The 12,736-nt window shown below is 70.5% G+C and carries 10 protein-coding genes and 2 tRNA genes; 6 read left to right on the top strand and 6 right to left on the bottom strand.

The genetic code is table 11. The features are described 5' to 3' along the window. The first annotated feature begins 55 nt into the window (after positions 1–55). The 3 genes from aroA (at position 56) to ACK1X7_RS31375 (ending at position 2,956) form a co-directional block, all read left to right on the top strand. On the top strand, positions 56–1,432 hold the full coding sequence (gene aroA, locus ACK1X7_RS31385; protein WP_361501590.1) for a 3-phosphoshikimate 1-carboxyvinyltransferase: 1,377 nt from the start codon (positions 56–58) through the stop codon (positions 1,430–1,432). 12 nt (positions 1,433–1,444) lie between these two features. Beyond that, the gene (gene rsgA / locus ACK1X7_RS31380) at positions 1,445–2,452 is read left to right on the top strand and encodes a ribosome small subunit-dependent GTPase A (protein ID WP_385141232.1); all 1,008 of its coding nucleotides are present in this window, start codon (positions 1,445–1,447) and stop codon (positions 2,450–2,452) included. Positions 2,453–2,632: 180 nt separating this feature from the next. Beyond that, positions 2,633–2,956 carry a DMT family transporter gene (locus tag ACK1X7_RS31375; protein WP_216347032.1) on the top strand — a complete coding sequence of 108 codons (324 nt, stop codon included), beginning with the start codon at positions 2,633–2,635 and terminating at the stop codon, positions 2,954–2,956. Positions 2,957–2,976: 20 nt separating this feature from the next. Here the strand turns inward: ACK1X7_RS31375 and ACK1X7_RS31370 are convergent, their stop codons facing one another. Beyond that, entirely contained in the window at positions 2,977–3,549 is a 573-nt protein-coding gene (locus tag ACK1X7_RS31370; RefSeq protein WP_385141235.1) for a TetR/AcrR family transcriptional regulator, read from the bottom strand. 170 nt (positions 3,550–3,719) lie between these two features. Between ACK1X7_RS31370 and hisN the strand changes: the two genes are divergently transcribed. Together hisN and ACK1X7_RS31360 are read left to right on the top strand one after the other, a co-directional pair. Then, positions 3,720–4,514, top strand: coding sequence for a histidinol-phosphatase (gene hisN / locus ACK1X7_RS31365; protein ID WP_216347030.1), 795 nt, complete (start codon positions 3,720–3,722; stop codon positions 4,512–4,514). A gap of 219 nt (positions 4,515–4,733) precedes the next feature. Continuing rightward, complete coding sequence (locus tag ACK1X7_RS31360; RefSeq protein WP_385141294.1) at positions 4,734–5,126, top strand: cyclic nucleotide-binding/CBS domain-containing protein; 393 nt, start codon at positions 4,734–4,736, stop codon at positions 5,124–5,126. Between the two features lie 159 nt (positions 5,127–5,285). On the opposite strand, the gene ACK1X7_RS31355 is transcribed toward ACK1X7_RS31360, so the two are convergent. Then, the gene (locus tag ACK1X7_RS31355; RefSeq protein WP_385141238.1) at positions 5,286–6,752 is read right to left on the bottom strand and encodes a catalase; all 1,467 of its coding nucleotides are present in this window, start codon (positions 6,750–6,752) and stop codon (positions 5,286–5,288) included. 161 nt (positions 6,753–6,913) lie between these two features. Between ACK1X7_RS31355 and ACK1X7_RS31350 the strand changes: the two genes are divergently transcribed. Continuing rightward, positions 6,914–7,327, top strand: a complete 414-nt coding sequence (locus ACK1X7_RS31350; RefSeq protein WP_059149453.1) for a Fur family transcriptional regulator — start codon at positions 6,914–6,916, stop codon at positions 7,325–7,327. Positions 7,328–7,403: 76 nt separating this feature from the next. Here the strand turns inward: ACK1X7_RS31350 and ACK1X7_RS31345 are convergent. From ACK1X7_RS31345 to ACK1X7_RS31330, 4 genes are all read right to left on the bottom strand, one after another. Further along, a tRNA-Met gene (locus tag ACK1X7_RS31345) sits at positions 7,404–7,480 on the bottom strand. A 138-nt stretch (positions 7,481–7,618) separates the two neighbouring features. After that, the gene (locus ACK1X7_RS31340; RefSeq protein ID WP_413115970.1) at positions 7,619–9,466 is read right to left on the bottom strand and encodes a tetratricopeptide repeat protein; all 1,848 of its coding nucleotides are present in this window, start codon (positions 9,464–9,466) and stop codon (positions 7,619–7,621) included. A gap of 181 nt (positions 9,467–9,647) precedes the next feature. Beyond that, positions 9,648–9,721, bottom strand: a tRNA-Met gene (locus tag ACK1X7_RS31335). Positions 9,722–9,791: 70 nt separating this feature from the next. Continuing rightward, positions 9,792–12,734, bottom strand: coding sequence for a UPF0182 family protein (locus ACK1X7_RS31330; protein WP_413116922.1), 2,943 nt, complete (start codon positions 12,732–12,734; stop codon positions 9,792–9,794). Positions 12,735–12,736: the final 2 nt, after the last annotated feature.

Genomic DNA, 12,736 nt, shown 5'->3' with positions numbered 1-12,736 from the left:
TTTCGCCACTTTCGATCAAGATTGGCACTCCGGGCGAACCACTAAAGTGAGACCCATGACCGGCATTGAGACCTCCCCGGGCGATCACACCGCCCTCTGGCCCGCTCCGACCGCCGATGGAGCGGTGGACGCGACCGTCACCGTGCCCGGATCCAAGTCGGTTACCAACCGCGGTCTGATCCTGGCCGCGCTCGCCGCCGAACCCGGCTGGCTGCGCCGCCCGCTCCGCTCCCGCGACACCCTCCTGATGGCCGCCGCCCTGCGCGCCATGGGCGTCGGCATCGAGGAGACGGTGTCCGACGGCGCCCTCGGCTCGGGCGGCCCCTCCGGCGGCGGAGAGGCATGGCGGGTCATCCCGGCGGGGCTGCACGGCCCGGCCACCATCGACGTCGGCAACGCCGGCACCGTGATGCGCTTCCTGCCGCCGGTCGCCGCCCTGGCCGACGGCCCCGTCCACTTCGACGGCGACCCCCGCTCCCATGAGCGCCCGCTGCACGGCGTGATCGACGCGCTGCGCGCCCTCGGCGCCCGTATCGACGACGACGGCCGCGGCGCGCTGCCGATGACCGTGCACGGCGGCGGGGCGCTGGACGGCGGCCCGGTCCGCATCGACGCCTCGTCGTCCTCCCAGTTCGTGAGCTCGCTGCTGCTGTCCGCGCCGCGCTTCAACCAGGGCGTCGAGGTGCGCCACATCGGCGCCGCACTGCCCTCCCTGCCGCATATCCGGATGACCGTCGACATGCTGCGCGCGGCGGGCGCGCGGGTGGACACCGCGGAGGCCGGCGGGGAGCGGGGCGTCTGGCGGGTGGCGCCGAGCGCGCTGCTCGGCCGCGATCTGGTCGTCGAGCCCGATCTGTCCAACGCGGCACCGTTCCTGGCCGCCGCCCTGGTCACCGGCGGCCGGGTGACCATCCCCGACTGGCCGGAGCGCACCACCCAGCCCGGGGACGAACTGCGCCGCATCTTCACCGAGATGGGCGGTTCCTACGAGCTGACCGACACCGGTCTGACCTTCACCGGAACGGGCCGGATCACCGGGATCGACGCCGATCTGCACGAGGTCGGCGAGCTCACCCCGGTGATCGCGGCGGTCGCGGCGCTGGCCGACTCCGAGTCGGTGCTGCGCGGCATCGCGCATCTGCGGCTCCATGAGACCGACCGGCTCGCCGCGCTCGCCAAGGAGATCAACGAACTCGGCGGGGACGTCGCCGAGACCGAGGACGGACTGCGGATCCGCCCCCGGCCGCTGCACGGCGGGATCTTCCACACCTACGAGGACCACCGGCTGGCCACCGCCGCCGCCGTACTCGGCCTCGCCGTCGACGGTGTGCTGGTCGAGAACGTCGCCACCACCGCCAAGACCCTTCCCGACTTCCCCGGTCTGTGGACCGGGATGCTCGACGCGACGACGACCTCGGCGCGGAGATCCTGAGAGCCTGGACTCATGCGCCGCTACGGCAAGCACACCGACGAGGATGACGTTCGGGTCCGCCCCAACCGCAAGGGCAACCGGCCGCGCACCAACATCCGCCCCAAGCACGAGGACGCCGCCGAGGGGTTCGTGCTGACGATCGACCGCGGCCGGCTGACCGTCCTGGTCGGGGACCGCACCATCACCGCCATGAAGGCCCGCGAGCTCGGCCGTAAGGGCGTCGTCGTCGGCGACCGGGTCGCGGTCGTCGGGGATCTGACCGGCGACAAGGACACGCTCGCCCGGATCGTACGGGTCGAGGAGCGCAGCTCCGTCCTGCGCCGGACCGCCGACGACGACGATCCGTACGAGCGGGTCGTGGTCGCCAACGCCGACCAGCTCGCGATCGTGACCGCCCTGGCCGATCCGGAACCGCGCCCGCGGCTGATCGACCGGTGCCTGGTGGCCGCCTTCGACGCGGGGCTCGAACCGCTGCTCGTGCTCACCAAGTCCGATCTGGCGCCCGCAGAGGAGATGCTGAAGACCTATGAGCCGCTCGGCATCCCCTTTGCCGTCACCAGCCGTGACGAGCTGGCCGACGGCGAGGCCGCCGACCGGGTGCGGGAGCGGCTGACGGACCGGATCACGGTCTTCGTCGGCCATTCGGGCGTGGGCAAGACGACGCTGGTGAACGCGCTGGTCCCGGACCACCAGCGGGCCACCGGCCGGGTGAACGCGGTCACCGGCCGCGGCCGCCACACCACCACCTCCGCGCTCGCGCTGCCCCTGCCGGACACCAAGGGGTGGGTGATCGACACCCCGGGCGTACGGTCCTTCGGGCTGCACCATGTGGACCCGGCGCGGGTCATCCACGCCTTCCCGGACCTGGAGCCGGGCACCGAGGGCTGTCCGCGCGCGTGCAGCCACGACGAGCCGGACTGCGCGCTGGACCAGTGGGTGGCCGACGGCCACGCCGAACCGGCCCGGCTGTACTCCCTGCGGCGGCTGCTGGCGACCCGGGAGCGGCGGGAGGGCGACTAGGCCCTGTCGGGCGCCTATCAGGGGCTTCGCCCCTGGACCCCGGAGTCCGGGGCGGAGCAGCGTGTTTGCCGTCCACCCGGGACGGTAAATGGATAATCGCATCAAGGACTCCACGGGAGTCCAGGCGGCCGGGCGGGTCCCGGGCGGCGGCAGCCGACGGCGGCACGGGAGGGCATCTCTATGGCGTGGCTGCTGGTCGTGGTCGCCGGGCTCCTCGAAACGGGCTTCGCCGTCTGTCTCAAGCTCTCGCACGGCTTCACCCGGCTCTGGCCGACGATCGCGTTCTGCGCGTTCGCGCTCGGCAGTTTCGGGCTGCTGACGCTGTCGCTGAAGAAGCTCGACGTGGGGCCCGCGTACGCGGTGTGGACGGGGATCGGGGCCGCCGGGACCGCGATCTACGGCATGATCTTCCTCGACGATCTCGTCTCCATGCTCAAGATCGTCTCCATCAGCCTGGTGATCATCGGCGTGATAGGGCTCCAGCTCTCCGGCTCGGCCCACTGAGCCCGGCCGCCCGGGTGGGTTCAGGCCAGCACCGTGCGCACCATACGGGCCACATCCGCCGCCGGGGCGGGCGCCACCACGTACGACAGGGCCAGCCTGGCGACCGCCTCGCAGGCCAGCGGCAGCTCGACCGCACCGGGCGGCCAGTCGCCCGCCAGCAGCCGCACCGCCCGGTCCCGCGCCTGACCGAGCAGCTCGCCCGGCGCGGGCAGCGGACCGGGCAGCGGATCAGGCGGTGCCGTCCTTACGGACATCGGCAGCCGCTCGTTCCAGCAGCCGGTGAGCACCGCCCGCACCAGTGGATTCTCGGTCGCCGAGCGGACCGTCCACACCGCCGCGGCGGCCAGCCGCTCCCTGGGGCCCGCCGCGCCGGACACCCCGGACAGCGCCCGCTCGACCCCGCTCAGATACGCGTCGGCCTCGCGCCGCACCAGAGCGCGGGCGAGGCCCTCCTTGCTGCCGAACTCGTTGTAGAGAGTCTGCCGGGAGACCCCGGCCGCCGCCGCGACCTCGGCCATCTTGACCCTCGGCCACGGACGGCCCTCGAGCGCGGCGAAGGCCGCGTCGAGTAAGGATTCACGCGCTGCGGGCATCGTCGCCTCCCAGAGCGGGCATCGCCGCCTTCCAGCGGCATGTGCCCGACAGAATTGACGGGCCGCCAGATGAAGTCAAGAGCCCCGCACGGGCCGACCGGTACGGCCCGCGTCCCTGGTCATATGGAGTCGTGTGGCTCCGGGTCTTTTCCGCTCGATACTGTTCGGCCATGCCCGACTACCACGATGACCTGCGTCTCGGCCATGTCCTCGCCGACGCCGCCGACTCGACCACCATGGAGCGGTTCAAGGCGCTCGACCTCAAGGTCGAGACAAAACCCGATATGACGCCGGTGAGCGAGGCCGACAAGGCCGCCGAGGAGCTGATCCGCAGCTCTCTCCAGCGCGCCCGGCCGCGCGACGCGGTGCTCGGCGAGGAGTTCGGCAGCGAGGGCAGCGGTCCGCGGCGCTGGGTGATCGACCCGATCGACGGCACCAAGAACTATGTGCGCGGGGTCCCGGTCTGGGCCACCCTGATCGCCCTCATGGAGCGCGGCGAGGGCGGCGACCGGCCGGTGGTCGGAGTGGTCTCCGCACCGGCGCTGGGACGCCGCTGGTGGGCCGCCGAGGGGCTGGGGGCCTACACCGGGCGCAGCCTGTCCTCGGCGTCGCGGCTGGCCGTCTCGAAGGTGAACAGCCTCTCCGACGCCTCGTTCGCGTACTCCTCGCTCAGCGGCTGGGAGGAGCGCGGCAAGCTGAACGGCTTCCTGGATCTGACGCGCGAGTGCTGGCGCACCCGTGGCTATGGCGACTTCTGGCCGTACATGATGGTCGCCGAGGGCTCGGTGGACATCTGCGCCGAACCGGAATTGTCGCTGTGGGACATGGCGGCCAACGCGGTGATCGTCCAGGAGGCGGGCGGCCGGTTCACCGGGCTCGACGGCGTGCCCGGCCCGAACAGCGGCGACGCGGCGGCGTCCAACGGGCTGCTGCACGGGGCGATGCTGGACTACCTGCGGCCCTGAGAAGCCCATCGGCGTAAGGGCCGGACGAGAACCGGAGTGTGAACCGGAGCGCGGGGCGCGCTTAGCCGCCCGTCGGCTACCGCGCGCCCTTGTTGGATCCACCAAGGCATGTGAACATGAGAATCCAGGACCTTGTGAACTTGTGCATCCATTCACAGGCGCCTCCGGCGCCGGGCATTCCCGAATGGATTCCCCAAGGAGGTGGCTCCATCCATGCCCATGCACGTCCGTGACGCCATGAGCTCGGTGGTCCTCACCATCGGCCCCGCGCACACGCTCCGTCAGGCCGCCCGGCTGATGTCCGCACGCCGGGTCGGATCGGCCATCGTGCTCGATCCCGACACCTGCGGCCTGGGGATTCTCACCGAGCGCGACATCCTCAACTCAGTGGGGGCGGGCCAGGACCCCGACCAGGAGACCGCACACGACCACACCACCGCCGACGTCGTCTTCGCCGCCCCCGGGTGGACGCTGGACGAGGCGGCCCGCACGATGACCCAGGGCGGCTTCCGTCATCTGGTCGTCCTCGACGCGGTCGGCCCCGTCGGAGTGGTGTCGGTGCGCGACATCATCCGCTGCTGGGCCCCGGTCCCCCAGCCCGTACCGGCCTGAGGCGCCCCGGAACCGGAACCGGACTCGGACTTCGCACCCGGCACCCCGCGTCCGGTGCGCCGCATCCGGCGCACCCGCCCACGGCACACCGCGCCCGGCACACGAAGAGGCCGGAGCCCAACGGCGTCCGGCCTCTTCGGTTGATACGGCAAGCGTCCGTCAGCCGCGCAGGGCCTGAACCGCGGCCTCCAGCCGCTTGCCGTAGTCGGCGTCCGCCTTGCGGAAGTTCTCGATCGCCCGCTGTGCGATGTCATCGCGGGAGACCTTGGCGATGAACTGCGCCAGATTCTCGATCAGGCGCGCCTTCTCGTCGTCCGACATCAGCCGGTAGAGGTTCCCCGCCTGGACGAAGTCGTCGTCCTCGGCGTGCGAGGGGGCCTCGTGGTCACCGGTCCGGCCGGAGACCGCGGACGGCTGCCACAGCGGCCGGCCGGTCTCCGCCGGGCCGCCGAAGCTGTTGGGCTCGTAGTTCTTCGCGCCCGCGTGACGGCCGTCGTACAGGAAGCCGTCCCGGCCGTAGGTGCGCGCCTCGGCCGCGTGCGGACGGTTCACCGGCAGGTGGTCGGCGTTGATGCCGACGCGGTAGCGGTGGGCGTCGCCGTACGCGAAGAGGCGGCCCTGGAGCATCTTGTCCGGGGACGGGCCGATGCCCGGCACGAAGTGGGCCGGCGAGAAGATCGACTGCTCGACCTCGGCGAAGATGTTCCGCGGGTTGCGGTTCAGCTCCAGCTTGCCGATCTCGATCGGCGGGTAGTCCTCGTGCGGCCAGACCTTGGTCAGGTCGAACGGGTTGAAGCGGTAGTTCGCCGCGTCGGCCGCCGGCATGATCTGCACCTGCACGGTCCAGGTCGGGAAGTCACCGCGCTCGATGGCCTCGCGCAGATCGCGCTGGTGGCTGTCCGGGTCCAGACCGGCGGTCTCGGCCGCCTCGGCCGCGGTGAGGTTCTTGATCCCCTGGTCGGTCTTGAAGTGGTACTTCACCCAGAAGACCTCGCCCGCGGCGTTGTTCCACTGGAAGGTGTGCGACCCGTAGCCGTTCATATGGCGGTACGAGGAGGGGATGCCGCGGTCGCCGAAGAGCCAGGTGACCTGGTGGGTGGCCTCGGGCGAGAGCCCCCAGAAGTCCCAGACGTTGTCCGCCTCCTGCGAGCCGGTGTACGGGTCGCGCTTCTGGGTGTGGATGAAGTCGGGGAACTTGATGGCGTCCTTGATGAAGAACACCGGGGTGTTGTTCCCGACCAGGTCGTAATTGCCGTCCTCGGTATAGAACTTCAGCGCGAAGCCGCGCGGGTCGCGCACCGCGTCCGCCGAGCCGAGGTTGCCGGCGACCGTCGAGAAGCGCAGGAACGTCTCGGTCTCCTTGCCGACCTCGGAGAGGAACGACGCGCGGGTGTACTGGCTCACGTCCGCGGTCACGGTGAAGGTGCCGTACGCACCGGCTCCGCGGGCGTGCACGATCCGCTCCGGGATCCGCTCGCGGTTGAAGTGGGCGAGCTTCTCGATCAGATGCTGGTCCTGGATGAGGACCGGACCGCCGGCGCCCGCCGTCTCGCTGTTCTGGTTGTCCGCCACCGGAGCCCCGGACTCCGTGGTCAGCGGACCAGTGATGTTGTCCTGGACCGTCACGTGCGCCTCCTGCGTACTCGCATTCTGTCCCTGGTCTGGGGCTGTTGCCGATCCTACATTGGACAATGTCTAAGTCAAGAAGCATTGGAAAGTCGTACCCGATCTGGTCAAGGACTCGTCCGCTGCTACCCTTGTCCTTATCTGACTGATAGGTGAATGGCATGAGTGACCTGCTGGAACGGCTCAGGGGACGCGGCTGGAGGCTGACGGCGCAGCGGCGTGTCGTCGCCGAGGTCCTCGACGGGGACCATGTGCACTACACCGCCGACGAAGTCCACGCGGCGGCGGCCGAGCGCCTGCCCGAGATCTCCCGCGCGACCGTCTACAACACCCTCGGCGAGCTGGTCTCGCTCGGTGAGGTGATCGAGGTCACCACGGACGGCAGGGCCAAGCGCTACGACCCGAACGCACACCACGCGCATCAGCACCTGGTGTGTGCGAAGTGCGGCACGATCCGCGATGTCCACCCCTCCGGCGATCTGCTCGCCGACCTGCCCACGCAGGAGCGCTACGGCTTCGCGATCTCCGCGGTCGAGGTGACCTACCGGGGGCTCTGCCCCGACTGCGCGGCCTGAGAGCGCCCGCGACAGGCGGCTGAGACGCCGAGACAGACGAAAGGCCCGGATCCTGGAGGATCCGGGCCTTTCGCATTGGTAGCGGGGACAGGATTTGAACCTGCGACCTCTGGGTTATGAGCCCAGCGAGCTACCGAGCTGCTCCACCCCGCGTCGTTGTGTTGCAACCTTAACCCGGGGTGGACGGCAGGAGCAAACCGGTTACCGGCGGGACGCCCGCCGGTGGCTCCGGACCGGGGTTCCGGCCCGGAGCACTACGCCGTGAGCTGCTGTTACGCCGCGACCTGCCCGCTACGCCGTGAGCTCCTGCTGAAGCGCGTCCCGCAGCCGCGCCGCGCGCTCGGCGACCTCCGCGGGCCCCAGCTCGACCGCCCGCGCACACCACCGCTGGCCCTCGGTGAGCGCCCCGCGGCGGGCCGCGAGCAGCGCGAGCCGCAGCGCGGCCCGGCCGTGCCCGGCCTCGGCGGCACGCGTCCACCACAGGGCGGCCTCCGGCTCGCTGCCCTCCCGGGCCAGCAGCAGCCCCAGGTTGAACGCGCCGTTGCTGCTGCCCGCCTCGGCCGCCGCCCGGTACCAGCGCGCGGCCTCGACCACTTCGCCGCGCGCCGCCGCGAACATGCCCACCCGCACCTGGGCCCGCCGGTGGCCCTGGCGCGCGGCGCGCTCGTACCACTCCTCGTACTCCGGGACGTGCGGCCCGGAGCCGTCGCCGGGCGGCGGGGTCGGGAAGCGCGTCCCGGAGGAGCTGCCGAAGCCGGTGCCGGTCGCCGGGTCGCCGCCGACCGAGGAGCGGTCCAGCAGCGCGGCCAGCCGGAAGGCGCCCTCGGCGCTGCCGCCGCCCGCGGCGCAGCGCAGATGGCGCTCGGCGCCCTGGAGGTCGCCGTCCCGCTGGAGGGCGAGGCCGACCTGAAGCGCCGCCTCGGTGTGCCCGGCGGCGGCGGCCCGCTCGTACCACTGCCGGGCCGCCCGGCCCTCGCCCCGGCCCGCGTACAGGATCCCCAGGTTGAACGCGGCGTCGACGCTGCCCGCCTCGGCCGCCTTGGAGAACCACGGCTCGGCGCCCGCCGCGTCGCCGCGCTGGAGCAGCATCACGGCGACCGCGTTGGCGGCCTCGCGGTGGCCCGCGTAGGCGGCGCGGCGGTACCACTGCTCGGCCTGTGCGGTGCGGCCCTGCTCGGCGCAGAGCAGCCCGAGGTTGTAGGCGCCGTTGATGTCCCCGGCGTCGAGCGCGGCGCGGTACCAGCGCTCGGCGGTCTGGGTCTCGCCCCGGTCGGCGTGCAGCGCGCCGAGCGCGTTGGCCGCGTTGCCGTCGCCGTCCTGGGCCGCCCGGTGCCACCAGACCGCCGCGCTGTCCGTGTCGCCCGCGTCGCGCAGCAGGAAGCCCAGCGCGCAGGCGGCGCGGGACTCACCGTCCTTGGCGGACATCAGGTACCAGCGGCCGGCCTCCTTGGTCTCACCGCGCTTCTCCAGCAGCGTGCCGAGGTGGAGGGCGGCGCGCCGGTGGCCGCGCGCGGCGGCCTGCCGGTACCACTGCTCGGCCTCCTCCCGCCCGGCCCCGTCGTCGCCGCGGCGGCGCTCGGCCACCGGCTCGTCGCCCTCGTCGCCGCGGTCGTCCAGGATGCGGGCGAGCCGGTACGCGGCCTCGCGGTGGCCGCGCTCGGCGGCCGTGCGGAACCAGCGCTCGGCGCCGATGTCGCTGCGGTGCTCCAGCAGATCGCCCAGCGCGTACGCGCCCAGGGTGTGGCCGGATTCGGCGGACTGGCGCAGCCAGTACTCGGCGGCGGGCTCATCGCCCCGCTCACGGTGGTGCCGGCCCAGGGCGTGGGCCGCGGCGGCGGATCCGGCGACGGCGGCTATGCGCCACCAGCCGGCCGCCTCGTCGGCATAGCCGCGCTGGTGCAGCAGGACGCCGAGGTTGTTGGCGGCGGCACGATCGCCCGCCGCGGTGGCTCCCCGCAGATGCGGTTCCGCGCCGTCGACGTCGCCACGGCGCAGCAGCAGCGCGCCCAGTGCGCTCATCGCGGCGGTGTCACCGGCCTCGGCGGCACGACGGTGCCGGGTCTCCTCCTCGGCATCGTCATGCGTGTGCGCAAAACGCCCTGTCTCCAACAGACTGACCCTGTCCCCCATAAATCCCATCGTGACATCACCCGCATCCGGCGTACACCTGGTATACCGCAGCCGAGGAGGTCACTTCAGCGTTTTGTCGACATGCCCACAGAGAGACAACCCAAACGCTTGTATCCGCATTCCCCGAGTGGACGCTCACAGAACACACAACAAGGCCCGGATCCTTGCGGATCCGGGCCGTGTCTGTCAGTAGCGGGGACAGGATTTGAACCTGCGACCTCTGGGTTATGAGCCCAGCGAGCTACCGAGCTGCTCCACCCCGCGCTGTGTTGCCACCACCGTATCACGGTGCGCGGGGTCGGCCGCCCGGCCGTTCTCGCAGGTCGTCAGAGGGTCAGCCGCCCTTCTTGCCGGAGCCGTCGGCGGCGCTCTGACTCTGTGGCTGGTTCTGCTTCTGCCCCGGCTTGGCGCCCGCCTTCTCCTCCGCCTTGGCGGCGCGGTTCAGAGCGGCCCTCAGATCGTCCTGGGCCCTGCCGTACGCCTCCCAGTCCTGCGGCTGCTTCTGGAGCGCGTCCTGGCCGTCCTGATACGCCTTCTGGGCGTCCTTGAGGGCTTCCTTCACCGTGGGGTTGGCGCTGGCCGGCGGTTCCTGTCCGCCGCCCGGTGGCTGATGCTCCTCGGACGACTCGCCGAAGACGGCGTCCAGGGCCTCGCCCAGGGTGTCCTTGAAGACCGTCTCCTTGCCGTAGGAGACGCCCACCTTCTTCAGCAGCGGGTAGTTGGCACTGCCACCGCGGGCGTAGACCGGCTCGATATACAGGAAGCCGTCGTCCAGTGGCACGGTGAGCAGATTGCCGTACTCGATATCGGAGTCGGTGCCCCTGAGGTTCCGGACGAACTCGGCGACCTCCGGATCACCGTTGAGCTCGCTCTGCACCTGCTGTGGCCCTGGCACGTTGGAGGTGACCTTCAGCAGTCTTATCGTGCCGTAGTCCTTGCTGTTGGCATCCGCGTCGATCGACATGAACGCGCCCAGGTTGGGACGCCCGTTGGGGGTGAACGTCGTCGTCAGCGAGAACGTCTGCCCCTTCTGGTCGGGCATCTTCATGCTGAGGTAGTACGGCGGCACCGCGTTCCCTTCCTTGTGGGTCGGGTCCTCGGGGACCTGCCAGGCGTCACTGCCGCTGTAGAACTGCGTCGGGTCGGTGACGTGGTAGCGGGTCAGCAGCTCGCGCTGGACCTTGAAGAGGTCCTGCGGGTACCGCAGATGCTCCATCAGATCCTTGCTGATCTTCTCCTTGGGCTCGACCGTGCCCGGGAACGCCTTCTCCCAGGTCTTCAGGACCGGGTCCTTGGTGTCCCACTCGTAGAGCTTGACCGTGCCGTCATAGGCGTCCACGGTCGCCTTGACCGAGTTGCGGATGTAGTTGACCTTGTTCTGCTGCGCGACCACCGAGCGGTCCCCGTCGCTCAGCGAGTCGGCCGTGCTGTCGCCCAGGGTCGTGCGCGAGGCGTACGGATAGCCGTTGGTCGTGGTGTAGGCGTCGACGACCCACTTGATCCGGCCGCCGACCACCGCCGGATAGGCGTCGCCGTCGATGGTCAGCCAGGGGGCGACCTTCTCGACGCGCTCCTTGGGGGTGCGGTTGTACAGGATCCGCGAACCGTCGCCGATCGCGCCCGAGTAGAGGATCTGGGGCTCGCCGAACGCCACCGCGTAAGCGGCGCGGTTGACCGGGTTGGAGAGGCTGACCCCGCTCTTGCCCTTGTAGCTGGTGGTCCTCTCGCCGTTCTTCTCGTAGTCGAGCTCCTTCTGGGGGCCACCGACTATCGAGTACTGATCGGTCTTCTCGCCGTAGTAGACCTGCTGCTTGTAGGTGCCGACCCCGCCGCCGCTGGAGCTCTTGGTGGGCAGCCCGGACTCGGTGAAGTCCGGCGAGCCGGCCGGGTCCGCGTTGGGATCGGTCGTGGTGCCCTTCGCCGCCACCATGCCGTAGCCATGGGTGTAGGTGAAGTGGTCGTTGATCCAGTTCCGCTTGGGGATGCCGTCGAGGTTCAGCTCGCGCACACCGACGACGGTGTCCTGGTCCTTGCCGTCGGCGCCCTTGTAGCGGTCGACGTCGAGCGTCGAGGGGAACTGGTAGTACTTCCGCTCCTGCTGGAGCTGCTGGAAGGTCGGCGAGATGACGCTGGGGTCGATCAGCCGGTAACTGGCCGTCGTATTGGCGTCCTTACGGAGCTTCTCGCCGCCCTCGCTGTCGTTCTTGCCGGAGTAGTCCGCCACCTTGGAGTCATCGATGCCGTACGCCTGGCGCGTGGCCTCGATGTTCTTCTGGATGTACGGCGCCTCCTTGGCCTGCTCGTTCGGCTGGACCTGGAACTTCTGCACGATCGCCGGGTAGAGCCCGCCGATGAGGATCGCCGAGAGCACCATCAGCCCGAAGCCGATGACCGGCAACTGCCAGGTGCGGCGCCACAGCGTCGCGAAGAAGAGCACCGCGCAGATGGCCGCGATGCAGAACAGGATCGTCTTGGCGGGCAGATAGGCATTGGCGTCCACATAGCGCAGACCCGTCCAGTTGCCCGTCGCCTTGAAGTCGCTGGACTTCACCGCGAGCCCGTAGCGATCCAGCCAGTACGCCACCGCCTTGAGCGCGACGAAGACGCCCAGCAGCACCGACAGATGGCCGGTGGCCGCGGCGGTCGCGCGGGCGCCCGGGCTGGTGACCCGCAGGCCCCCGTAGAGGTAGTGCACCAGGGCGGCGGCGATGAGCGAGAGCACCGTGGCCGCGAAGCCGAAGCTCAGCAGGAAGCGGTACCAGGGCAGATCGAAGGCGTAGAACGCCACGTCCTTGTGGAACTGCGGGTCCTTCTGGCCGAACGGCACTCCGTTGACCCACAGCAGCCAGATCCGCCACTGGCCGGCCGCCGAGGCGCCCGCGATCAGCCCGACCAGGGCGGTGACCGCGAGCAGCACCCACTTCTTGAACGGGGCGATGCCCATCCGGTAGCGGTCCAGGCTCTGCTGCTCCATGGACATCGCGCTGAGCGGCGGCCGCAGCCGGTGCGCCAGCCAGATGTTGATCCCCACCGCCGTGGCCATCAGCACGCCGAAGACGAAGAACAGCCCGATCTTCGTCTTCAGGGTCGTACTGAAGACGGATGAGTAATGAAGCGAGCGATACCAGAGCCAATCCGTCCAAAACCCGGCAAACATGACAAAGAGCATGGCCAACACGGCCAGCACGCCCAGGGTCATGAGCAGGGTCCTGGCACGCCGGGACGGTCGGCCGACTCTCATCCGCGGCCCCGTCGGGCCTCCGCCGCGGTCCGGCATCT

The organism is Streptomyces sp. CY-1, assembly GCF_047218265.1.
GTDB classification, from domain to species: domain Bacteria; phylum Actinomycetota; class Actinomycetes; order Streptomycetales; family Streptomycetaceae; genus Streptomyces; species Streptomyces niphimycinicus.
Note: the sequence above shows the minus strand (reverse complement) of the source record. Positions and strands in the feature narration are given on the sequence as shown.

Excerpts from the sequence above, each read along its gene's own strand:
- rsgA (WP_385141232.1), top strand. The coding sequence starts at position 1,445 with ATGCGCCGCTACGGCAAGCACACCGACGAGGATGACGTTCGGGTCCGC.
- hisN (WP_216347030.1), top strand. The coding sequence starts at position 3,720 with ATGCCCGACTACCACGATGACCTGCGTCTCGGCCATGTCCTCGCCGAC.
- ACK1X7_RS31360 (WP_385141294.1), top strand. The coding sequence starts at position 4,734 with ATGCACGTCCGTGACGCCATGAGCTCGGTGGTCCTCACCATCGGCCCC.
- ACK1X7_RS31340 (WP_413115970.1), bottom strand. The coding sequence starts at position 9,466 with ATGGGATTTATGGGGGACAGGGTCAGTCTGTTGGAGACAGGGCGTTTT.
- ACK1X7_RS31375 (WP_216347032.1), top strand. The coding sequence starts at position 2,633 with ATGGCGTGGCTGCTGGTCGTGGTCGCCGGGCTCCTCGAAACGGGCTTC.
- ACK1X7_RS31370 (WP_385141235.1), bottom strand. The coding sequence starts at position 3,549 with ATGCCCGCAGCGCGTGAATCCTTACTCGACGCGGCCTTCGCCGCGCTC.
- ACK1X7_RS31350 (WP_059149453.1), top strand. The coding sequence starts at position 6,914 with ATGAGTGACCTGCTGGAACGGCTCAGGGGACGCGGCTGGAGGCTGACG.
- aroA (WP_361501590.1), top strand. The coding sequence starts at position 56 with ATGACCGGCATTGAGACCTCCCCGGGCGATCACACCGCCCTCTGGCCC.
- ACK1X7_RS31330 (WP_413116922.1), bottom strand. The coding sequence starts at position 12,734 with ATGCCGGACCGCGGCGGAGGCCCGACGGGGCCGCGGATGAGAGTCGGC.